Source organism: Undibacterium sp. GW821-FHT11B02, from assembly GCF_058808955.1.
This window is the reverse complement of sequence record NZ_JBXASD010000007.1, coordinates 406754-427882: the sequence shown is the minus strand read 5'-3', so window position 1 is coordinate 427882 and position 21129 is coordinate 406754. Positions and strand designations below refer to the sequence as shown.

The following is a 21129-nucleotide window of genomic DNA, read 5'->3' as shown; positions in this document are numbered from 1 at the left end:
TGGAGGGCTGCCCATTTTCTGCGAAACTTAAGCAAAATTGCACATTTCACGCATAACTCGAAAAGTTCCCGCATTATGGAATCTGTGCAAAATGCGCAAATAAAACAGTGAAAGATATGCGAACGATCTTGTGGAGGCCATATTTTCTAGTTTTTGCATTGTCCACTTACGCAGTCTATTTAACATAATATAAATTATGCGAAATTAAGGGTGGCATTAAGATGGCTGCAAAAGGTGCTGAATTCGGCCGTAAATCGGTCGATACTCGCCTTTGCAAATGGGCAAACTTTGCTCTTCTCACTGGTCGGCAGCACGTTAACTGGATACAACCTAAATTTCAAAACAATCCGGAAGCAATATTGATTGTTAAAGCTAACACCGTGGTGTTGAAGAAAAACGCTAGCACGCAATGAATGGCGCCAATTCTTCGCATAAAACGGCAAGTAAAACTGACATCTGCGGTCTGTCCTGAAGTACCAATGACACACGCAAAATATAAAAAATCACCGTAATCTGGAGCGTGTCCGCCTGGGAACTCCAACCCACCCGAATTGCCACGTGCTTCAGCCGCATAAAAATCATGCGCGTAGTGCAGCGCGAACATCAATTGAGTAAATGTCCAGGAAGACAAAATCGTAAGTACAGCCAATGCAATATGAGCATAACGCAATTGACCGTGCATTTCTTTTACCACTCCTAACTCTGCAACGATGGCACCAATTGACATCAGTGCTGCAATGACAACCGAACTTAATATGATCAATCGGCCTTCATTTTGTTCCATCGCACGCTTGCGCATGCGCTCATGACTCGACCAAAACATCATTCTAACGGCGAGTATCAAATACAGAATTGCACCTACATTCCAGCCTACAATCAATCTTGTAATTGTGTGCTGGGCAAGTGATATTGGTAGAAATAGAACTGTTACAACACCAATTAACGCACTGATGAAGAGCCTCGGCCGCGCAAGGACCAAGCGGATTGGATTGAATTGCGCAGATCGTTGCAAGGAGGTGTTTGTCATTTGCGCATGTTTCTTAAATACTGGTTTTACCGTCGGCTGCTGATGCAGAGTTTTTTCCGAGCAGATCAGCAACTGCCTTGTCTATAACAGGTGAAATTTGTGGATCTGTTTCCATTGCAGTCTGGATATCGTTCACCATCCGATAAAAAGCAGGGTCATTAATTAAATTTTCACCTAATTCGCTAAGCAAAACAGATTCCAAAAATATTCTAAAGGCTTTTTTACCCTTTTTAGGATCGTCAGGGTTGATGCTCTTAATTCGCAGGGAAATCATCTTTTCAATTTTCTCTGACGCTTCAGACGATGCTTGAGAGCTCTTTTTTTTAGCTTGCTCCCCTTTAGTTGTATTTGAAAGCTTTTCCCCGGGGCTAACTTTATTCGCCATCTGAGTACGCATCAAGGCAACAATTTGATTTACGCTATTTATTCCTACCATTGGTGTTTCCTTTTAAAAGCGACGCGGCCAGTCTTACAATACTACATCACGCAATTCAGAATTCCGAATGGCCTTATGCAATAGTTTCAGAGCTTTTTTATGTAATTGCGCAATTCTGCCCCTGGTCAGTTGCAAAGTCTCAGCGATAACGTTGAAGGGCAGATGATTGAGGTAGTGGGATTTAATGACTATTCGCTCTTTATGCGGCAAACGGTCAATAAGCGCCCTCACCTTTTCGCACAGCTGTTTTAATTCTAAACCACCGTAAACGCTATCTTCAATGGATGCATCAACGTGATGATAAACGTAAGGGTTGTCTAACATATACCCTAAAGCAAAACTAACAGCGATTTCGGCCAATTGCTGAAAAGCATCAAATTCAGGTTCGGAAATGACGGCCTTTACTGACAAACTTCGTTCATCACGTAGTCGTCTTTGAGTCGAAATTTGCTCATGCTTTTCGGTCATCGACCCCAGGCCATTCAGAACTGAACCGTTGATACGATGGGAGGAAAATGTAGCAAACAAGATTCCTTTGGCATGGTCAAACTGATCCACTGCCTGTATCAGACCTAAACTGGCAAGCTGCATATAATCTGCAAAATCGATATCGTTATCCATCCGTTTTGCAAAAAGCCTGGCTGCAAGTATGCGCGCAAACGGCAAATAGTTTTCTATCAGTTGCTGGCGCGCCAAGTCATCCCCATGTTGCATGCGCTTCCACAAACTGGCTTCTGCTGTCGGGGTAGTCGAGTTGTATTTTTGCGGTTGGTCTATATTCGACACGTGGCTAAACTACGCTATTGAAAAGTACCAAGCAAGGCACGTACGACGATATTCCAACCGTCAATCAATACAAACATCAGTATTTTCAATGGCAAAGAGATCGATACTGGAGGCACCATCATCATGCCCAGGGACATTAAGATGGTGGAAACTATCAAGTCGATTAAAACGAATGGTAGAAAAATGACGAAACCAATTTGAAATGCGGACCGCAATTCGGATAACATAAACGCAGGTATTAACTGCACCGTTGAAATATCGTCAATTGTCTTAGGTTCCGGACTTTTGGCGATTTCCACCATGAGCTGCAGATCTTGCTCACGTGTTTGACGAACCATGAATTCCCGAATGGGTTTTAGCCCATTTTCAAATGCCGGCCCAGCAGCCATCTTTCCATCCATAAATGGCTGAAAAGCATTTTGATTTACCTGCGTTATCACTGGTGACATCGTAAACAAAGTCAAGAACAAAGCCAAACTGATGAGTACCGTATTAGGAGGAGTTTCAGGCATGCCAATGGCATGACGCATCATCGACAGAACAACAATAATACGAATAAATGAAGTGACAGATACCAATAAGGCTGGCGCCAGACTCAGGACCGTTAGTCCTAACAGTACCTTCAAGGCTGCAGACACTTGTGACGTTTGCGAAATGTCATTTGCAACACGCACATCTACGCCGGGTAGTGAGAAAACACTTCCATTGGCAGCAGCCATACTTTGAGAAACCGTAAATAAAGCCAATAAAACGAAGGTGACTTTCAAACTTTGCGAGAGCCGGGAATTAAACATCACTCGCCACACTTTCTTCCTGAGGCTTGACAGGGTGACTATTGAGCAATTGCAAGCCGTGCGTGCTTTCTGCAATCAACAATTCTTCCCCATTATATTCAACGACATACAACATGCTTGTTTTTCCCAGGCGTATGGCTTCGACAGTTCTCAACCTGCGTGAAGACTTAGCCCCTCCACCCATTTTGTCTCTATATCGTTTCAGACCCAGCACAATGCCATATGCTGCGCAGGACGCGAGGAATAAAGCAGCAATACTTTGATATGCCATCGTGTCATTCGATTGCTTGTCTTGTTTGAACGGGATACTTGTATGCGGTGTAGAGGCCAGCGTTTGGCCCACAGCTGGTCCCGCACCGAAAACAATTCCGAATGCAAAGAAAAAATGCAGATACCTTGCTTGCATCAAGTAACGAAACATTACTTCTTGTCCGATTGTGGTAACTCAGAAATTTGCACGCCAAAATTGTCATCGACAGCAACCAATACACCTCTGGCAACCACATTACCATCCAATAAGACATCAACAGGTGCATCAACAGCTGTATTTAATTTCAGAATATGATTTTCACGCATGGACATGAGCTCGCCTATACTGACCTCTGTCTCCCCTACCCTGATCGAGAGTTTGACTTTTACGCCCTGGACTACGTTCAGATTGCCATTCAATAAAGATTGACCTGGCACATGCGCATTTAACTCTGACAGTTCGATGGTATGTGTTGAAGAATTCATTTTTGTTTCCTATTTACTCTACGGTACTTCTTATCATTCGTATCAATGAGGTTTGATGACTTCAATAGCGAGCGCACCAGCTTTACTACCAAGGTGGGCGTGGCATACCGTAGTATTGTCACCAGTCATTACTCTCAAAGCCTGGTCAAGTTTATTTGGCAGCTTCAAGACGTCCCCAATTGCCAGGGTACTCAAGTATCCTAACGTCAATTCGGCATCACTTACCTCTACATGCAAGTTCACAGGTATTTTTTTCAAAGCTTCATGCAAGGAAGTCAGCCCCAGCTTTGGCCGTGTCGTTTGTGCTTTCCCGCCTTGGAGTATTGCTGCAGCAGGCAACAGTACGCGCAGCGTATGTTCACCAATACTTATCTCACAAATAACCGCACCTGATCCAGGTTTGAATAAATGTGCAGGTGGAGGAAAGACTGCCGATTCTGGCTGGATACTTAGCTGACAAATAGTACTTATGATAGTGTCGATCAGTTCATCCAGCGCTTCAGCGATTACTTTGCTGGCAAACGCAGAGCTTTTATTTCTTTCGACGGTAGCATCTGCATTGTGAAGGCCAAATGCAGATTGCTCCAAGTTTCGACTCAATGCTTCAGAAATCTGGAACCAGGCGGTGCTACCATTTTGCAAATGCCGCTGCCCCCAGGTGGCATCCAGGAAAAAATCATTTTTATACTGACTTGCGGGTAAGCAAGTGGCCGAATTTTTCAGGGGCATTTCCCAAGCGCTTGCCCAGTTTTCCAGACAGGCCTCAACTTGCGCAGAAATCGCTTTAGCAACACTCTTCTTTAACAATAAATACGGAGATACATTCACTAACTCACTTAGCCTTTCATATGCAGTAAGGTATCCAGCATTTGATTTGCTGTACTAATCAATTCTGAAGATGCCTGATAGCCACGTTGCGTAATAATGATTGCGCTAAATTCTTTGGACAAATCTACGTTAGACCCTTCTAATGATCCGCCGTCAATGGTACTCAAATTACTGCTTGCCACACCCAACGAGACATCTTGCTGGTTCGTACTCTTGAATTTATTTCCACTAATGGCAATCAGGTGGTCAGTAGAACTAAAATTAGCCAATGCCAGGGTCTGATTTTTTGATGTCTGGCCATTCGTGTAGGTGACAACCAGGTTGCCTTCTCCATCAAAACTGGTCTTGGACATGTCGCCCTGCGCAAAACCATCAATACTTGCAACAGCCAGTGTTGACGCCCCCGTCGCTGCACTGGTGGTGCTGGAATCAAGAGTCATGGTAAGTGAGAGAGGGGCAACACCTGCAGGTGAATAGGTAAAAGTAACTGAGCTGTTCGCAGGGTCTAATGCACCATTGATGAACTTCACCTCGCCTGTTCCCACGGTATCATTACCATCCTTGATGGTTACCAGCCAGCTGCCTGGGGTTACAGCAGTATTATTTTTAAAATCAACTGCGAGCGTGTGTGTACCACCTACTGCATCAGTAACGATGACACCGCCGACAGCTTTATCTGTATCTGCAGTTGATAAGCGGCCTGTTAACTGAATTGCCTTGGTTGCTGAAGCTGCATTGTTTTTTAAACCGTTGATACTGATATCTTGTAACACGCCTTGTTTTGTCAGGGCCTGTACATGGTTACCGTCAGCATCAACCAAAAAACCCTTGCTGTCGAATTTGAATGAACCATCACGAGTATAGAAAGTTTCGCCTTTGCTATCACGCAATACAAAAAATCCATTACCGTCAACCGCAACATCCAGGTCATTGCCAGTTTGATTGATCTGCCCTTGAGCAAAATTGACCACGCTAGGCAAAACTGACAGACCGCCACCTGAAGACCCACCTTGATGACCGCCGCTGGCGCTATCACCTTCGTGTGAAAAAAAGCTGCTGAATTTAGCGTTTGATCCTTTAAATCCAGGAGTGTTCAGATTGGCGACGTTATTACTAATCGTCTGCAATTCTTTTGAAAAGCCAATCAATCCGGTCGTTGCAATTTTAATTGAGTCCAACATAATGATTCCTTACCGAAGTGGCTTTAACGAATATCGAAGACTTGTTTGAGTTCGACACCAGAAATATCTTGTCCTGTTGTCGGATGTATTGTCAGTACAGGTGCATTTCCACTGACAGAAATATCCGTAACAGTACCGGTTGCAGTCGTCCCGTTATTGGTGATGCTCACGACATGGTTGAGCAAACCTACTGACTGTACGGCAGTTTGTACTGCCAACAATTGATTCACACTGGCAGTCAATTCCTGCGTCTGCGCCAACTGAGAGAATTGGGCGAGTTGCGCTACAAAAGCGGTATTGTCCATTGGCTTCAAAGGATCTTGCGCATTTAGTTGCGTCAGCAAAATCTTCAGAAAGTCCTGTTGATTGATATGCGCCTGGCCAGTTGTTGCCGTGCTAACCGTGCTTACACTATTGAGTGCCATATTAATGTGCTTTCTTTATGAAAGTAGTCGGTACGTTGCGGGTTTCTTCGTCGCCCGAAGAAAGTACAAATTCATCGCTTTTTAATATTGATGTTTCATCTTCCGTATCAACATCTTTATATTTGAAAACAAGTTCCCCGTTAATCGTTGCGCCATTCAGACGCAATCCAGATTCGGCCATTTCACTTGTCAATTGCTTGATAAGCTGTGGAGTCTGCTCTGCGCTGATATCCTGGTCTCTGATCCAGACGTTAACATTTTGCTCTTCAGTCGTTACATGCATCATGCGTTTTTGCCAGACTTGCTTATCGTCTGTCAGCTCTGTGGCATGGCCCTTTTCTTCTTCCGCAGCATCTAAATCTTCGCCTTGATTTTCACTGTATTCAGGATTGTTTGCACGGGATATGTCACGTGAAAATTGAGATGCACGCGGCAATATCGGTTGCGCAGAAATCTGATCAATAGCGTTGTTCCTACCCACAGGCGATGTATTTCTAAGAGCCTGGGCAACAGCACTTCCAGTAGAGCCCGTTGGCAATGCGATGACAGCAAGCCCTTCCTGGTTGAGTTCAAATCTACCTGACGTTACGTCAAGCATGTTATTTACCTTTGCGCCCATTGCCTCGGCACTCGTTGTTGCTTCGCTGGAGGCTGTAACCGTTTGCGCAAGCGTTTCCTGATGGAAGCCGCCAATTTGCCCTTGCCCCATAGGTTCAGACACATTGTCGGTAGTGCTACCATTTTCAACACTGCTAACCTTCGTGGCTTGTGGAGCAACGGGATAAATATCCCTTTTAATTTGCGATGTTTTTTCTTGAGTATAGGGTTGCTCTAATACTGGCTTTCCATTACTGGATTCAGATTTCACTCCAGGCTTTTGTGCCTGAATAGCCGACGCATTAAAACTACCATGCTGATTTAAATCAGACATCATGGAAAATTCCATTTGACGTAACCAGTTTTCATGCTGACTATCCAGGTCATTTTTCCCAGAATACATGTCACGCTTGCTGACATCAGCTGGCAACTGCAAGAATGCGCTAATTTTTGTCACGTTGATTTCCTCCAGTGCATACGTTGCAGCCAATTGTCATCCGACAATTGATATTCTTTTTTTGCAGCTTCCTGGTCAAATTCATTACCTACAGCTTCTTTATTTTTTTCCAGGTTGTCGACAAATTTCCTGACTTCATTCAGTTTAACTTGTACTTCATCACGCGTTACAACAAGCTGCTGCAACTGTACACTTTCTTCCTTTTGCTGATGCTGTATTTGCACCATATAGTTATGTGCCATACGTTGAGCGTCAATATTGATAATGGCTTTATGCTGCCTTTGCTTCATCAATTCCAGCCGCGCAGAGGCGATTGCCTGATTAAGTCCGTCAACTTTCAATTGCTGCTCATTCACTTTGGCATTGTGTTCTGCCAGCTCCTGAAACAAATCATTCATTTCCCATTCTGTCATCTTGAGCACAGGGTCAAGAGCATATTGGAATCCGCGCCGGTCTTTAGTCATTGCAATGCACCTTCACTCAACACTCTATTTTTGCCAGCATTTACCATGATAGCGCGTAGTTGCATCAGGACTTGTCGCCGGTCAAGCACGGCTTCATCCCGTTGACGTAAAAACTTCACCAGCTCTGGCCATAACTGAATCGCCAGATCAATCTCCGTGCTGCTACCAGCACGATACGCACCCATGTCAATCAACTGACGATTACGTTCATAAGTCGCCATACTTTCCAGGGCGTCATGAACCAGGATCTGATCCTCAGAAGAAATCAAATCGCCCAACAAACGACTCACGCTATGTAATACATCGATTGCCGGATAATGTCCCTGCTGCGCCAAGCGGCGCGACAACATGATATGTCCGTCCAAAGTTGCTCTTAGCATGTCAGATACAGGCTCATTGAAGTCATCACCTTCAACCAGTACCGTATACAACGCAGTAATTGCACCACCAGATGACGCCGTTCCACAACGTTCACACAATTCAGGTATTTCCGCAAAAACGGAAGGGGTATATCCCCGCGCCGTTGGCGGTTCACCGATGGACAGACCAATTTCACGCTTGGCCATTGCAAATCGGGTCACCGAATCCATGGTCAGCATGACTTGTCTGCCGCTATCGCGAAAATACTCAGCGATGGCCGTCGCAGCATACGCTGCACGGGCACGCGCCAAGGCAGGTTGGTCAGAAGTGGCGACGACAACCACAGATCGTTTGATTCCCTCTTCTCCCAGATGCTTTTCAATGAATTCGCGTACTTCCCTGCCACGTTCACCGATCAAGGCAATCACATTGACATCAGCAATGGTATGACGGGCAATCATGCCTAATAAAGTACTTTTCCCTACCCCACTACCGGCAAATATACCTACACGCTGACCTTTACCTATGGTCAGCATGCCGTCTATGCAACGTACGCCCGTCTCCAGAATGTCAGTAATACGTGGCCTGGAAAGCGGATTCAAAGGGGCTGCTTTCAAGGGGCGGTACTCAGACGCTGTTGCCAACGGTAAACCGTCAAGAGGATCTCCAAACGCGTCAATCACTCTGCCAAGCAAATGTTCGCCAACTGCAATGCGTGGTAACTGCCCGGTGGCGAGAACTTCACTTCCAACGCCTATTCCATGAATTTCTCCATAAGGCATCAGCATTACCCGGCCATCACGCAAACCAACCACTTCGGCCTTTAATTTACGGTCGCCATAGCGGGTACGTATTTCACAGATTTCACCAACCAGTACATCCGGACCTGTTGCCTCAATACTAAGGCCAGCCAATTGGCGGACGTAACCTAATTTTTGAATAAAATCAGCTGCTTTGATGGCATCGAGAACAGTTTGCATTACACAGTCTCCAGCCATTCAAGAACCACAAGCGGTACGTAAGCACGGCATGCTGTCATTGCGTTATCGTGATCAAAGACTGATTTCATGTTCATCTGCCAATTACCTGCAAAAGGCGCTGGCTCCATTTTCGGGGTGCCGGCACATCTTCCGACAAGTTCGATACCTCAGTACGGGCCTGTTTTAATTCTTGTAGCAAATGAGACCTTAAACTTTGCCTTGTGCGTGATCCAGGTGGTGGCAACTTCATCTGCTGAAGTTTATCTGCCTGCGCTGAATTCAATCCGGCCAGGAATTCATGTTTCCATGGCCAATTTTCCAGTGACAAAACCTGCTTGATCAACCATACAGGTTCGTCTTTCAATAGCATTTGCATATCTGCAGCAGATGCCGCCTGCAAATCATCGAGCTTGCCACCTGTTTCAGAAATTCCCAAATTGGCCAGCATATTCCGGTCAGCCGGGATACCTAAATCCTTTAGCTCAGCAAGATGGCTACGCAGTTGCACTTGATCATCTTTGCTCAATTGATCAAGTATCCAACGCTGGTCTTGTGTGCCAAGACCGTGCAGTAGCAAAGCTGATTGCCTGTATCCGGACATTAGTTACGCTCCAGCGAGTTTTCTCTGCTGCTTTCCAGCCAGTCAGTCACCTGTGCCAAAAGCCGTTTTCTTTCATGCTCGCTCAAACTTCTGACGGGCGCAGGGCGACGTGTCAAACGAATGGCAAGTATGATCAAGAAAAATCCAGTCAACCCAGCCAGGGCCCAGACAACATACTCATTCTTATAAACAAAACCCTGAGACGCAGTATCTGCAACGGCTTTTGCCTGTGACGACAAATGCTCTTCATCAATCAATACTTCTTTTGCAGGAGAAGTGACTTCAGTGGAAGGAATAGTCGAAATCTGTTCAACCGAATAAACAGCAACTACATCACCACGTGCCTTATCAATACCAACTGCAGCAGCAAGCAATTCTTTCAAACGTTCCTGCTGTGCTGGCTGTAGACTACGTTGAACTACAACGGCGATATTGACATGATTGACAGCACCAGCAGCCGAAATCACCTGCTCTACCTTGCGCCCAACCTGGTATTCCACTTCACGGCTACTCTGGGTGAGGTCACCGGTTGCGGGGTTATTTGTGGTTTCTGCCTTATTGCCACGATTAGTTTCATTCGCCGTCTGCTTGTCCTTGATAATCACGCCTGTAGGCTGACCTTCAAATTTGGAATCAGCAGCCAAGGGGCTTTCTGTGGTGGTCTTCTTTTGCTCATGATTGAGCGTGACATCAACACTGGCAATACCTTGTCCCACACCAAAAGTCTTGTCCAATACTTCCACGACTTTTTTATTGAGATACACTTCAATCGCACGTTTCTCATCCAGGCCGCTGGACGATGAAATCATGTCCTGACCAGGTTCTCCGCTCTTCTTTGTCAGGGCAACGCCGTGCTGATCCAATATGGTGACATCATTAGGCTTAATATCTGGAACAGCCGCGCCAACCAGACGCTGGATACCCTGTATTTGTGCCATATCAAGAGACTTGCCCGGTTTCACTGCAATCGTGATTGATGCCTTTGGCTGAGTGCCAATTTTCTTGAATAAAGCTTGCTCAGCCAATACCAAATGAACACGCACGGACTGTACTTCGTCCAGGGCAGAAATGGTACGCGTCAATTCGCCCTGCAAGGCGCGTTGATAATTGATCTTTTGGGCGAACTCCGTCATGCCGACTTCGCTGTTATTGAACAGTTCAAAGCCAACAGCACCGCGCAAAGGTAGTTCTTTGCCAGCCAGTTTCAGACGCGTCTTGTACACCATATCGGCAGGCACGAGAATGGTATTGCCATTACCTGTCAGACGATAAGGCACCTTCATCTGATCCAGCTCGGCAACCATGGTCGAGGCATCCTGTGGTGCCAAATCGGCAAACAAGACCTGATAATCGGTACGCAAGGTCATGGCACCAATTGTTACGGTAGCGATTACGATCAGCAAAACACCAAAAATCAGGCCAAATCGTGCACGGCGATCAATGCGTCGCCAATATTCAATAAAATCGTTCACTTGCTATTGCCTTAAACTTGCATCTGTAAAATTTCATGGTAGGCATCCAGCACGTGATTCCTGACTTGCATCACGAGTTGCATAGACAGCTTTGCTTGCTCAAGGTTGATCATGACCTGATGCAAATTGCTCGCATCCCCTGCGGCAAGTTGCTGCACACCTTTATCAGCCGTTATCAGCTGATCATTCACTTGTGATAATTGTTCTGAAAACCAGTTGGCAAATTGCGCTGCCGGCGGTGCAGATAAAGATTGCGCCGCTCCCATTCCCATTCCCGCAGTTCCCACTGAATTCAATTCAGGCATGGAAATCGCGGGTAAAAAATTGATCGCATCGACAGTCATCATGCACCTCCCAGTTCCAAAGCTTTCAAGGCCATGCGCTTGGCCGCATTCATGGCGACCACGTTCGCTTCGTAGGCGCGCAATGCGCTGGAGATTGTGACCATTTCCGTTACGTGATTAATACCAGGCATGGATACATACCCCTTGTCATCCGCATCAGGGTTACCTGGTTCGTAAACCTTGCGTGGTGCAACATCAACTTCCTCGACTTTGGCTACTTGCACACCACGTAAAGTGGCACCGGACATGCGTTCGAAATCAACTGCAAAATTATCACTGGCCTCAACCACCTTAACGCGCAAAGGTTTGTAAAGCTTTCCATCTGCACCCTTGGTACTGTGCAGATTGGCAATATTGTTTGCTGTTGTATCCAGGCGCAGCTTTTCTACATTCATGCCTGTCGCGCTAATTGCGAATGCATTACGGTAATCCATTAACGTTTCCCTTCTGCTACGGCTGAACTCAATATGGACATATGTTTGCCCATTGCTTTCAGCAAGGCTTCGTATTGCACTGTGTTTTGCGCCATGTTCGACACTTCCGTGTCCAACAATGCAGTACGGTCTGTATCTGTCACTGGTGCCATTCGTTCTATAAATGGGAGTACGCCGCGCAGCATATCTGGCTGTACTGTTTTCCCCTGCGCCAGGGTAGAACGAATAGCGTCCATCTGCTGTTCGAAATTGACAGTGGCCGGGCGGTAGCCAGCCGTATTAACATTGGCAATGTTATTGGCAATAGCCTGATGCCTGAGACTGGCCGCATCCAGGGCCGTCTTCAACATATCCATCGTGACTGCTTCAGCTTGTCCAAACATCTGAATTTCCAAAATGAGTTAATTGGTTAATATTTGCTACGTTTTTTTTGTACACATTACTGAATAATCAAATCTGCCCGTAATGCCCCCGCTGCTTTCACCGCACGCAAGATGGATATAATATCCCTCGTACTGGTTTTAATGCGGGTCAGCGCCTGAATCAAATCTGCAACCGTATTATTCGAAGCACTGACTAAACCGGATTCATTTTTTTCGGACACATTTATGCGAGAATTTGACACAGTTTCGGTCCGGACTTCTGCCGCCATATTTCTGACCAAAATAGGCTGCGAAACCGAGTTATCTGTGATGATGGACAATTTAAGATCACCATGAGAAACAACCACTTTTGCAATACGCACATCACCACCTGAAACAATAGTCCCGGTACGCTCATCGATTACAACGCGGGCACGGGTATCAGGTTCTATGCTGATTTTTTCTATACGTGTCACAAAATCGACCAGGTATTCACGATTCGCTTCTGGTACGCGGATTTGCACGCCTTCAGCATCTTCTGCCTTGGCCAGTTGCTCACCAAAGGCATCATTGATCGCGGCAGCAATTCTTGACGATGTTGTAAAGTCCGCATCAGCCAAAGTAAATGTCATGGTGTTTTCACGACTCAATATCTTGGCCTGCACACCCACTTCTACAATGGCTCCAGCGGGAATCGAGCCAACCGTAGGATGATTTTTTTGTGCCACATTGCCATTCATATCGTACTTGTAACCGCCGACGAATAATGCCCCCTGCGCCAATGCGTAGACTTTGCCATTGGGTGCTTTCAGTGGAGCAGTCAATAAAGTACCACCAACAAGGCTGCGGGCATCACCTATAGAGGTCACGGTAACGTCAATATTGTCACCCTGTCGTGCAACTGGAGGAAGCTTTGCGGTTACCATAACCGCGGCAACGTTACGGCTCAGCACCAGATCGGGTTGTACTGCCACATCAAATTGTGCCAATACATTTGCTATAGATTGTCTGGTTGCCTTGTTATTGGGGGAATCGCCGGTATTTGCCAGGCCCGTTACCAGTCCATATCCAACCAGCGCATTTTCGCGCCAGCCAGCAAATTTGCCTATATCCTTAAGCCGCACCAATTCTGCGCCAATGACATTGCTGCTGAATGCCAAGGTCAACAAAACCAGCAAGACTTGACGGAATGGGGAACGAAGTGAAAACATCAGAACCCCACCCAGGCAAATAATTTGGTCCAAAATCCCGGGCGCTGATGATTCGCCAATTCTCCATCACCGGCATAACTTATTTTGGCATCAGCCAGTCTGGTAGATAAAACCGTATTATTGTCAGCAATATCAAGCGGCCTTACCCGTCCTTCAACAGTGATTCTTTGTTGATCGGAATTAATTTCCAGCAATTGCTGGCCCTTAACCACGAGGTCACCGTTATCTTCAACGCTCATCACAGTCACGCTCATCTGTGCCAGCAATTTGCCGCTGCGCTGAACGGTACCGCCGCCATCAAAATCATTATTGACCGCAATACGTGCCTGATTATTTTTTTGATTGACACCTACCTGCGCACCTATTTCACTTTTTCTTTTCAAATTTGTGTCCGCATTGGACGATGCACTTGAACTTTCGTAGATCAACACGGTCAATACGTCACCGGGCAACTGTGCACGCTTATCACTTGCCAGCGACCTGTAATTGTTCTCGTTATATAAATTGTCGGACCATGCCGAAGATGGCAGTGCCGACAATAAAAACATAAATGCAAAATAAAATGGTTTCATTATTCTCAATTTCCGATGACCTTTGCAACCCCTGGGGCCACCACAACCGCAGCGATGGTATCTGTTGCCGCAGTCGGCTTAACTTGTATACGTTGACCAATTTCACCATCTGCCATAGCAATACCACGCGATTCCAGTATGAGTGCGCCAGCGCTCAACAGCAGATTAATCGTGTCCCCATGGCTGATAGCCATCGGTGCCTGTATATAGCTGCGGGTTAAAGCTGCACCGGCCTGGATATTTCTTTTTAAACTACCCTTCAATATTGCACAATCTGCTGGCACGTTCGCACCATCCAGGCTCGCCACATCCAACTCCTGAACCAGCAAATCTTCACACGTGGGTGCAACACCTTTAGGCAAATCCCGCCTGGCAACCAAGGTCTTATCAAATACTTTGACTTTAACAGGCACACGTACCGAACGACTAAACACACCAGCGACAGCAATATCCAGCCATACCGTCACCTTGCTGTGCATAGCCTCTGCCACCGTTAAAGGGCGAGGTTTAATACCGACCTTACCTTCTGCCAGCAGCAACTCTGGCAGATGTTCTACAAGTTCAACTTCAACCTGATTTTGACCATTGCCCAGTAATTCTTTCAGATACGATTCGACAGTTACTGCAAGTTGGTTGCTGTCAAAAAATTTGGCCAGCCGTTCTACCTTGACGGCATCTGCACCTCGCCACTCTATGCTTTGCGCCTGCCCATTGGCGCGTACAATTCTGTCGATTTCTTTGCGGCTATAACGGACACTGTAACCAGGCAAAGGCGCAGTACCCAGATCGATTGATCCCAATGCTTTGCTGATTGTGCTGATTGCGTCACCCGGCTTTGCATTGTCTGTTTCAACCTGAATAATATCTGCCAGCTTGACTCTTGAAGCATTGACCATTGCTTCAGATTTCAAAGACGCCACTACACCTGCCATGGCAGTCGTAGCAAACATTCCAAGAACAAATAAAAGCAAGGCAGATAAACGCATGGGCAATGCCGGTTTAGCGACGCAGGTTATTTGTTAACGACATCATTTCGTCGGACGCCTGCACGATTTTTGAACTCATCTCATACGCACGCTGGGCAATCATCAAGGTCACCATCTCGTCAACCAGAGAAACGTTCGAGCCTTCCAGAGTATTCTGTGCAACTGTGCCAAAACCTGCTGCCCCTGGTTTGCCATAGGTCGCATCACCTGAAGTTGCCGTTGGCTGGTAAACACCACTCGCCACCATTTTTAAACCAGCAGGGTTAGAAAAGTTCACCAATTCTATTTGCCCAACTTCTGTCGCCTGTGTCTGATCTGCACCCTGTGCCATCACCTTGCCATCGGTGCCGATGACAATACTGGTCAGATTGGGGGGTAAATGAATTGAAGGCTTTAACACCTGGCCGCTGCTGGTCGCCAAATAAGAATCCTGATTCACCTGCAAAGTACCGCCGCGCGTATAACCGTGGCTACCGTCAGCCAGTGTCACTTCAATAAAACCACTGCCATTGATGGCAATATCCATAGGCGAATTGGTCTGCGTCAGTGCACCAGACACAAAATCACGGGATATATTTTCTATGCCTATACCCAAACCAACCGGGTTCAGCGTTGCCAAAGGGCTTTGCGACGATGCGCTGCCATCCACATGCAACATCTCTTGGAAATTCACACGACCTTTTTTGAAACCGGATGTATTCACATTCGCCAAATTATTAGCAATCGTATCAATGCTCGTTTGCTGGGCCTGCATGCCTGTGGCGGCGATATAAAGCGAATTATTCATAAATTTCTGTTTTCAATACTTTACGAAGTGTACTAAGGGGTGCTAAAGCGCGCTAATTAGCAATCTTTAAAACTCACCCAGTTTTTGTATGGCTGTGTTCAGCATATCGTCATATCCTTGAAACAACTTTTGAGCTGATTCAAAGTGACGCGTCGTTTCCATCATGGCGACCATTTCACGCATGGGTGTGACATTCGAATTTTCCAAAAAGCCAACCTGGATTTCCGATTTGCTCTCCATCGCTTTATTTTCCGCATTAGCCGGCTGCATCAGTCCACTAAGCGTCTTGACCAAATCCTTGGGGTCATCAAACTTCATGACCTTCAATTGAGCAATCTGCATTTCACCCTGCATCACACGTCCAGTATGATCAACACTGACATCATTTCCACGTACCTGGATATCGCCCCCCAACCCCTGCACGGCAAAACCCTGAGAAGAAACCAGACGACCACTGCCATCCACATGGAAGTCCCCTGCCCTGCTATAGGCCAGACCGTCCGGTGTCATCAATTCAAAATAACCATCGCCAGCGATAGCCATATCCCAAGGCTTGCCCGTTTGCTTGATTGCGCCAGCGGACAAATCCAATACGCTACTCAGCACGTTCGATTTTTCAATAGTACGGCTAACATCACCAGCAAGTTCCGTGCCTTTCATGACCGTATCAAAAAGGCCAGATAGCGGCTTGGCTGTCGGGATAGCACGTTTATAACCAGGTGTAGCCACGTTCACCATGTTCTGGCTGACGGTATCCATATATTGCAGATCATTCTGCATGCTCTGTACGGCGGTAACTAATGCATTTGCCATCTGGTTCACTTAAAAATTTCAGGGTTCAACAACATACACTGCAACCGAAGATCATTACAATGACAAAGTTGCAAAAGCACGCAACTCTAAAGTGTTTGGGACTTCAGCCAATGACACCACCCGCAATTGCGGCACCATACGTTCTGACAATACACGCATATGCCGTCTCAATTCTGGTGCACACAACAACACTGGCAACAAATTACTTTTCATCATTTTTTCTGCATGCTTGGCCACGCCGGTAATTACCTGTTCAGCAAACTTCGGCTCCACCACCATCGCACCACCGGTTTCCACTGCACGTATGCTTTGCATCAAACTGTGCTCTATCGTCGGGTCCAGTGTCAGCACCTGCAATACATTGCTGCCTTGCGTCAATGACTGGCAAATCAAAGCGCCCAAACGTTGTCTGACCATTTCAGTCAGGTACAAAGTATCTTTATTAATCTTGGCCGCATCAACGATGGTTTCCACAACAGCATCCAGATTGCGGATAGAGACTTTTTCTTTCAATAAATTCTGTAATACTTTTTGTATCTCGCCCACACCCAGCACGGTTGGCACAACTTCTTCCACCAGCCCTGGCTGCGATTCACGCACGCGTTTTAACAAGCGCTCAGTTTCCTGGCGGGTTAACAAGGTGGCAGATTGCTGGCGCAATACCTCACACAAATGTGTCATGAACACCGTAGGTGGTTCCACCAGGGTATATTTGCCTGCCCTGGCTTCTTCCGCCTGGGATTCCTCTATCCACAATGCAGGCAAACCATAGCTAGGTTCCTTGGTTTCCACACCGTGCAACTTGATACCCTCTACTGCTGGTTTTATTGCCAACAATTTTTGCGGCATTAAAGTACCACCTGCAACCGTCACACCAAAAATCACAACCTCATATGCATGTGCCGCCAGCCTGCCACCTTCACGGAAACGAATATTCGGCACCACCAAGCCCGACTCCAACGCATATTGCTTACGGAATGCGGTAATGCGCTCTGCAAAAATAGCGTGTTCAGTGTCCAGCATCGGTATCAAGTCCACACCCAGCAAGACTTCGGCAGCCTCAACTGGCAACAAACCGTAGGCATCCTGCTCTTTGTCCGCTGGCTTGGCTGATGCACCAAGAGCAGTGTCGACAGCAGCCCCCTGCCCGTCTGCATCTCCTTCCTGATTAACAGCACCACGACGAAACATGACCAGCGCCACATAAAAACTGATCAATATCAGCACTGGCCATGCCGGGATACCCGGTAAAAATAACAAGCCCAGCAAAGCCGCAGCCACCAGCCACAAAGTCTTGGTGAATGAAGTAATCTGCTGAAATGCCTCCACACCCAAATTAGTATCAGAAGAAGAGCGCGTTACAATCAAACCCGTCCCCACCGAAATAACCAATGCCGGCACCTGCGTCACAATACCGTCACCAATGGTCAGCAAGGTGTAACTCTTCAATGCCTGGTCCCAGCGCATGCCCATTTGCATGACACCAATCACCAGGCCGCCCACGCAATTGATCAGCATGATGATAATGCCGGCAATGGCATCGCCCTTGACGAATTTACTGGCACCATCCATCGCGCCATAAAACGCCGCTTCTTTACTGATGTTCTTGCGACGACGCTGGGCCTCTTCCTGATCAATAAAGCCCATATTCAAATCAGCATCAATACTCATTTGCTGACCAGGCATACTGTCCAGTGTAAAACGTGCAGCCACTTCTGAGACGCGCTGCGCACCATTCGTCACCACCACATACTGCACCACCACCAGAATCAAAAATACAATCAGGCCAATGACGTAATTACCGCCGACCACATACGAACCAATGGCACCAATCACCCTGCCCGCATCCGCATCGCGCAAAATCAGGCGCGTGGCAGAAATATTCAAAGCCAGCCGGAACAAGGTGGCCACCAGCAACATTGATGGAAAAGTAGAAAACTCTACCGGCTTTGCCATGTAAAACGTCAACAACAAAATCAGCAAGGCAAAACTGAAATTCGCCAGAATTAAAAAATCCAGCATCTCTGACGGTATCGGTGCAAACAGCATGAACAACACGCCCACCACCAGCAACACCATCACGATGTCAGTATTTTTTTGCAATACCTGTCTTAATGCACTCATGTAAACGCCCCACGCACAGAACCAGCATTAGCTTGCTGGCGGTTCTTGCGCATCGCATAAACCCAAATCAAAATCTTCGCCACTTTAGGATACATATCCTCAGGCACAAATTGATCAGAGTTCAGGCGCTTATACAATTCCCGCGCTAATGGCGGGTTTTCCACAACCGGAATATGATGCTGCCTGGCTGCCGCACGCATTTTGGCTGCCAGCTCCCCCTTACCCTTGGCCAGCAACTTTGGCGCTGGCATTTCGCCGTGGCGATAAGATATCGCCACAGCAATATGGGTAGGATTGGTAATCAACACATCTGCTTGCGGCAACTTACCGACCGCCTGCGACTGCTTCAATAACTCTGCACGCAATTGCTTGATGCGCTGACGGATACGCGGATCACCCTCTCTTTGCTTATGTTCATCACTGATATCTTTGTGACTCATGCGCATTTTTTTTGCAAATTCCCAGCGCGTGTACAGCAAATCAATTAATGCGATGATCAGAATCGCTAAAAACAGTTTGAACAAAAAAGGCCCCACAGTGCCCAACACAATCCCCGCATGGGCACGTGCATTCACGTAGGAGAGCTTCAACATCTCTGGCATCAGATGTTTCAACGCACCCCAGGTCACACAACCAAGAATGGCAAGTTTGACCAGGCTGCGCAGCGCATCATAAATAAGACGCTTGGAAAAGAGTCGCTGCATGCCTGTAGCCGGATTCAACTTGGTAAAGTCCGGCGTAATTGGATCAAAGCTGAATATGCCGCCTACCTGCCCCACGTTTGCCAAAATAGCGACCACGCAAATAGCAACCAATAATGGCGCAATGGCACCCATGCTATCCACTAAGGCATTCAACAACCACTGCATGGTTGCCAGGCTTGACCAATCCGTCCGCCCTGCATCTTGCATCACTTGCTGCGCAATCCCCAGTTCTTGCCGGGCAATGCCAGGGCCAACTGCAAAACAAATACCAACCAAAGCTGCTAACACTGCAGCAAAAATGGCCTCATTGCTTTTGGCAACCTGCCCCTTCTTTTGCGCTTCGCGCAGCTTATGGGGCGTGGCTTCCTGGCTTTTGTCAGTATCTTCAGACATTTACAGAATGTCCTCCCAATATCCAAACAAAGAACCAAATGCCTTGGTTGCCACAGATGCAAAATGGCCACTGACATACGCCAGCACGGCCAAGCCCACCGCAATCTTGATAGGCACACTCAACATAAAAATATTGAGCTGCTGCAAATTGCGCGACAACACTGCCAGACCAATCTCCACCAGAAAAAGACAAAAGAATGGCGGCGCAGCAAGCATCAAACCATAACTGAACACCGTACCAAACTGTCTGGCCAACAACATAGGAGGCGGCAATTCCAGCATCTGACCAAGAGGGATTTTTTCAAAAGAATATGCCAGGCCACGCAACAAGGTGTGATGCGCATCCATGGTAAAAAACAGCGCCAGCGCCACCATGCCAAACAGGGCTGCAATCAAAGGCGCATGGCTACGGGTGGTTGGATCAAAAATGTTGGCAATATTGAAGCCGATTTGCAAATCCAAAGAATTGCCAGCAAATGAAAAAGCAGCAAAGGCCACAAAAATACCAAATGCCATCAACGCACCCAGCATCACCTCACCCAGGCCCGCCATGACCAAGCCAGACAAATCAGTGGGAATAGCCGCCGGTGTCAACTGCATGCCCGACACCAAAGAAAACGCCAGTGTCACCACCAAAATGACACGAATACGCATCGGCAAGCCCAATGCCTGCCAGATAGGAGTCATCAGCAATAAAGCGGCCAAACGAAGGGAACACAATAAAACGGCAGTTACCCAACTGACTGAAGTAGTAAAAATCATGGGTAACTAAAAATAATTGGGGATATTCATGATCAGCTCTCGTGCAAAAATCAAGAGCTTGCGCAACATCCACGAACCAAACACTGTCAACGCCAATATGGTCGCCACCAGTTTAGGGATAAAGGTCAGCGACATATCCTGGATCTGCGTCACCACCTGTAACACACTGACCGCCAAACCAACAACGAGAGTACAAATGAGAATAGGCGCACAGATCAACAGTGCGCCCCATAACAATTGCTCCATCAAATGCAGTGCAACATCAGACCCCATTACCCAATTCCTTCAAGCCACTTCCCTAAAACACATTCCAACACTGGAAAACGGCAACCCAAAATCAGGCGCAGCCCTCTTAAAATACAAAGCCGACCATTAAATTCACGGGAATCAGATAAGCGAAAATGACATCAAAATTGTTGCTTTGCAGCAAAATTTAATGCAATTGTGATTAGATTGTTTAGCAATGTTACTGAATGTTACACTTCAACTTGTCG

The 21129-nt window shown here is 46.8% G+C and carries 26 protein-coding genes; all 26 read right to left on the bottom strand.

The annotated features are described in order from the left end of the window. Nucleotides 1-337: 337 nt before the first annotated feature. Nucleotides 338-1027 carry a DUF1345 domain-containing protein gene (locus AC1RVX_RS17655; RefSeq protein WP_493217895.1) on the bottom strand — a complete coding sequence of 230 codons (690 nt, stop codon included), beginning with the start codon at nt 1025-1027 and terminating at the stop codon, nt 338-340. 13 nt (nt 1028-1040) lie between these two features. After that, the gene (locus AC1RVX_RS17650) at nt 1041-1463 is read right to left on the bottom strand and encodes a hypothetical protein (protein ID WP_493217894.1); all 423 of its coding nucleotides are present in this window, start codon (nt 1461-1463) and stop codon (nt 1041-1043) included. A gap of 33 nt (nt 1464-1496) precedes the next feature. Further along, the gene (locus AC1RVX_RS17645) at nt 1497-2249 is read right to left on the bottom strand and encodes a sigma-70 family RNA polymerase sigma factor (protein WP_493217893.1); all 753 of its coding nucleotides are present in this window, start codon (nt 2247-2249) and stop codon (nt 1497-1499) included. 14 nt (nt 2250-2263) lie between these two features. After that, entirely contained in the window at nt 2264-3043 is a 780-nt protein-coding gene (fliP, locus tag AC1RVX_RS17640; protein WP_493217892.1) for a flagellar type III secretion system pore protein FliP, read from the bottom strand. Next, nucleotides 3036-3314 carry a flagellar biosynthetic protein FliO gene (locus tag AC1RVX_RS17635; protein WP_493217891.1) on the bottom strand — a complete coding sequence of 93 codons (279 nt, stop codon included), beginning with the start codon at nt 3312-3314 and terminating at the stop codon, nt 3036-3038. The genes fliP and AC1RVX_RS17635 overlap by 8 nt, the downstream gene beginning before the upstream one ends. 149 nt (nt 3315-3463) lie before the next feature. Further along, nucleotides 3464-3778, bottom strand: a complete 315-nt coding sequence (locus AC1RVX_RS17630; protein ID WP_493217890.1) for a FliM/FliN family flagellar motor switch protein — start codon at nt 3776-3778, stop codon at nt 3464-3466. A gap of 42 nt (nt 3779-3820) precedes the next feature. Continuing rightward, nucleotides 3821-4420: a FliM/FliN family flagellar motor switch protein gene (locus AC1RVX_RS17625; protein ID WP_493217889.1), complete on the bottom strand. Its 600-nt coding sequence runs from the start codon at nt 4418-4420 to the stop codon at nt 3821-3823. Nucleotides 4421-4614: 194 nt separating this feature from the next. Beyond that, complete coding sequence (gene flgF / locus AC1RVX_RS17620) at nt 4615-5787, bottom strand: flagellar basal-body rod protein FlgF (protein WP_493217888.1); 1173 nt, start codon at nt 5785-5787, stop codon at nt 4615-4617. Between the two features lie 23 nt (nt 5788-5810). Beyond that, a complete protein-coding gene (locus AC1RVX_RS17615; RefSeq protein ID WP_493217887.1) occupies nt 5811-6212 on the bottom strand; it encodes a flagellar hook assembly protein FlgD in 402 nt (133 codons plus the stop codon). Nucleotide 6213: 1 nt separating this feature from the next. Then, nucleotides 6214-7266, bottom strand: a complete 1053-nt coding sequence (locus AC1RVX_RS17610) for a hypothetical protein (RefSeq protein ID WP_493217886.1) — start codon at nt 7264-7266, stop codon at nt 6214-6216. Then, complete coding sequence (locus tag AC1RVX_RS17605; protein WP_493217885.1) at nt 7263-7730, bottom strand: hypothetical protein; 468 nt, start codon at nt 7728-7730, stop codon at nt 7263-7265. Before AC1RVX_RS17605 ends, AC1RVX_RS17610 begins: the two co-directional genes overlap by 4 nt. Beyond that, a complete protein-coding gene (locus AC1RVX_RS17600) occupies nt 7727-9070 on the bottom strand; it encodes a FliI/YscN family ATPase (RefSeq protein ID WP_493217884.1) in 1344 nt (447 codons plus the stop codon). The genes AC1RVX_RS17605 and AC1RVX_RS17600 overlap by 4 nt, the downstream gene beginning before the upstream one ends. A gap of 91 nt (nt 9071-9161) precedes the next feature. Beyond that, on the bottom strand, nt 9162-9671 hold the full coding sequence (locus AC1RVX_RS17595) for a hypothetical protein (RefSeq protein ID WP_493217883.1): 510 nt from the start codon (nt 9669-9671) through the stop codon (nt 9162-9164). Continuing rightward, a complete protein-coding gene (gene fliF, locus AC1RVX_RS17590; protein WP_493217882.1) occupies nt 9671-11143 on the bottom strand; it encodes a flagellar basal-body MS-ring/collar protein FliF in 1473 nt (490 codons plus the stop codon). The genes AC1RVX_RS17595 and fliF overlap by 1 nt, the downstream gene beginning before the upstream one ends. Nucleotides 11144-11154: 11 nt before the next feature. Next, nucleotides 11155-11448 (bottom strand): flagellar hook-basal body complex protein FliE, encoded by a 294-nt coding sequence (fliE, locus tag AC1RVX_RS17585; protein ID WP_493217881.1) that lies wholly within the window; start codon nt 11446-11448, stop codon nt 11155-11157. Nucleotides 11449-11486: 38 nt separating this feature from the next. Next, on the bottom strand, nt 11487-11921 hold the full coding sequence (gene flgC / locus AC1RVX_RS17580; protein WP_422981876.1) for a flagellar basal body rod protein FlgC: 435 nt from the start codon (nt 11919-11921) through the stop codon (nt 11487-11489). Further along, a complete protein-coding gene (gene flgB / locus AC1RVX_RS17575) occupies nt 11921-12304 on the bottom strand; it encodes a flagellar basal body rod protein FlgB (protein WP_493217880.1) in 384 nt (127 codons plus the stop codon). The genes flgC and flgB overlap by 1 nt, the downstream gene beginning before the upstream one ends. A gap of 56 nt (nt 12305-12360) precedes the next feature. Then, a complete protein-coding gene (locus AC1RVX_RS17570; protein ID WP_493217879.1) occupies nt 12361-13494 on the bottom strand; it encodes a flagellar basal body P-ring protein FlgI in 1134 nt (377 codons plus the stop codon). Continuing rightward, complete coding sequence (locus tag AC1RVX_RS17565; RefSeq protein WP_493217878.1) at nt 13494-14066, bottom strand: flagellar basal body L-ring protein FlgH; 573 nt, start codon at nt 14064-14066, stop codon at nt 13494-13496. The genes AC1RVX_RS17570 and AC1RVX_RS17565 overlap by 1 nt, the downstream gene beginning before the upstream one ends. Nucleotides 14067-14071: 5 nt before the next feature. Continuing rightward, nucleotides 14072-15052 carry a flagellar basal body P-ring formation chaperone FlgA gene (flgA, locus tag AC1RVX_RS17560; protein WP_493217877.1) on the bottom strand — a complete coding sequence of 327 codons (981 nt, stop codon included), beginning with the start codon at nt 15050-15052 and terminating at the stop codon, nt 14072-14074. A gap of 13 nt (nt 15053-15065) precedes the next feature. Further along, a complete protein-coding gene (gene flgG, locus AC1RVX_RS17555; protein ID WP_493217876.1) occupies nt 15066-15839 on the bottom strand; it encodes a flagellar basal-body rod protein FlgG in 774 nt (257 codons plus the stop codon). 66 nt (nt 15840-15905) lie between these two features. Continuing rightward, nucleotides 15906-16652: a flagellar hook-basal body protein gene (locus AC1RVX_RS17550; protein ID WP_493217875.1), complete on the bottom strand. Its 747-nt coding sequence runs from the start codon at nt 16650-16652 to the stop codon at nt 15906-15908. Nucleotides 16653-16706: 54 nt separating this feature from the next. Then, a complete protein-coding gene (locus AC1RVX_RS17545) occupies nt 16707-18776 on the bottom strand; it encodes a flagellar biosynthesis protein FlhA (protein ID WP_493217874.1) in 2070 nt (689 codons plus the stop codon). Next, nucleotides 18773-19873: an EscU/YscU/HrcU family type III secretion system export apparatus switch protein gene (locus AC1RVX_RS17540; RefSeq protein WP_493217873.1), complete on the bottom strand. Its 1101-nt coding sequence runs from the start codon at nt 19871-19873 to the stop codon at nt 18773-18775. Before AC1RVX_RS17540 ends, AC1RVX_RS17545 begins: the two co-directional genes overlap by 4 nt. After that, complete coding sequence (locus AC1RVX_RS17535; RefSeq protein ID WP_493217872.1) at nt 19874-20635, bottom strand: flagellar biosynthetic protein FliR; 762 nt, start codon at nt 20633-20635, stop codon at nt 19874-19876. Nucleotides 20636-20641: 6 nt separating this feature from the next. After that, nucleotides 20642-20908, bottom strand: coding sequence for a flagellar biosynthesis protein FliQ (fliQ, locus tag AC1RVX_RS17530; protein ID WP_493217871.1), 267 nt, complete (start codon nt 20906-20908; stop codon nt 20642-20644). Nucleotides 20909-21129 lie beyond the last annotated feature (221 nt).

What these genes read in the sequence shown, in the direction of transcription:
- AC1RVX_RS17655 (WP_493217895.1), bottom strand. Translation starts at nt 1,027, where the DNA reads ATGACAAACACCTCCTTGCAACGATCTGCGCAATTCAATCCAATCCGC.
- AC1RVX_RS17650 (WP_493217894.1), bottom strand. Translation starts at nt 1,463, where the DNA reads ATGGTAGGAATAAATAGCGTAAATCAAATTGTTGCCTTGATGCGTACT.
- fliP (WP_493217892.1), bottom strand. Translation starts at nt 3,043, where the DNA reads ATGTTTAATTCCCGGCTCTCGCAAAGTTTGAAAGTCACCTTCGTTTTA.
- AC1RVX_RS17635 (WP_493217891.1), bottom strand. Translation starts at nt 3,314, where the DNA reads ATGGCATATCAAAGTATTGCTGCTTTATTCCTCGCGTCCTGCGCAGCA.
- AC1RVX_RS17630 (WP_493217890.1), bottom strand. Translation starts at nt 3,778, where the DNA reads ATGAATTCTTCAACACATACCATCGAACTGTCAGAGTTAAATGCGCAT.
- flgF (WP_493217888.1), bottom strand. Translation starts at nt 5,787, where the DNA reads ATGTTGGACTCAATTAAAATTGCAACGACCGGATTGATTGGCTTTTCA.
- AC1RVX_RS17615 (WP_493217887.1), bottom strand. Translation starts at nt 6,212, where the DNA reads ATGGCACTCAATAGTGTAAGCACGGTTAGCACGGCAACAACTGGCCAG.
- AC1RVX_RS17605 (WP_493217885.1), bottom strand. Translation starts at nt 7,730, where the DNA reads ATGACTAAAGACCGGCGCGGATTCCAATATGCTCTTGACCCTGTGCTC.
- AC1RVX_RS17600 (WP_493217884.1), bottom strand. Translation starts at nt 9,070, where the DNA reads ATGCAAACTGTTCTCGATGCCATCAAAGCAGCTGATTTTATTCAAAAA.
- AC1RVX_RS17595 (WP_493217883.1), bottom strand. Translation starts at nt 9,671, where the DNA reads ATGTCCGGATACAGGCAATCAGCTTTGCTACTGCACGGTCTTGGCACA.
- fliE (WP_493217881.1), bottom strand. Translation starts at nt 11,448, where the DNA reads ATGCCTGAATTGAATTCAGTGGGAACTGCGGGAATGGGAATGGGAGCG.
- flgC (WP_422981876.1), bottom strand. Translation starts at nt 11,921, where the DNA reads ATGGATTACCGTAATGCATTCGCAATTAGCGCGACAGGCATGAATGTA.
- flgB (WP_493217880.1), bottom strand. Translation starts at nt 12,304, where the DNA reads ATGTTTGGACAAGCTGAAGCAGTCACGATGGATATGTTGAAGACGGCC.
- AC1RVX_RS17570 (WP_493217879.1), bottom strand. Translation starts at nt 13,494, where the DNA reads ATGTTTTCACTTCGTTCCCCATTCCGTCAAGTCTTGCTGGTTTTGTTG.
- AC1RVX_RS17565 (WP_493217878.1), bottom strand. Translation starts at nt 14,066, where the DNA reads ATGAAACCATTTTATTTTGCATTTATGTTTTTATTGTCGGCACTGCCA.
- flgA (WP_493217877.1), bottom strand. Translation starts at nt 15,052, where the DNA reads ATGCGTTTATCTGCCTTGCTTTTATTTGTTCTTGGAATGTTTGCTACG.
- flgG (WP_493217876.1), bottom strand. Translation starts at nt 15,839, where the DNA reads ATGAATAATTCGCTTTATATCGCCGCCACAGGCATGCAGGCCCAGCAA.
- AC1RVX_RS17550 (WP_493217875.1), bottom strand. Translation starts at nt 16,652, where the DNA reads ATGGCAAATGCATTAGTTACCGCCGTACAGAGCATGCAGAATGATCTG.
- AC1RVX_RS17545 (WP_493217874.1), bottom strand. Translation starts at nt 18,776, where the DNA reads ATGAGTGCATTAAGACAGGTATTGCAAAAAAATACTGACATCGTGATG.
- AC1RVX_RS17540 (WP_493217873.1), bottom strand. Translation starts at nt 19,873, where the DNA reads ATGTCTGAAGATACTGACAAAAGCCAGGAAGCCACGCCCCATAAGCTG.
- AC1RVX_RS17535 (WP_493217872.1), bottom strand. Translation starts at nt 20,635, where the DNA reads ATGATTTTTACTACTTCAGTCAGTTGGGTAACTGCCGTTTTATTGTGT.
- fliQ (WP_493217871.1), bottom strand. Translation starts at nt 20,908, where the DNA reads ATGGGGTCTGATGTTGCACTGCATTTGATGGAGCAATTGTTATGGGGC.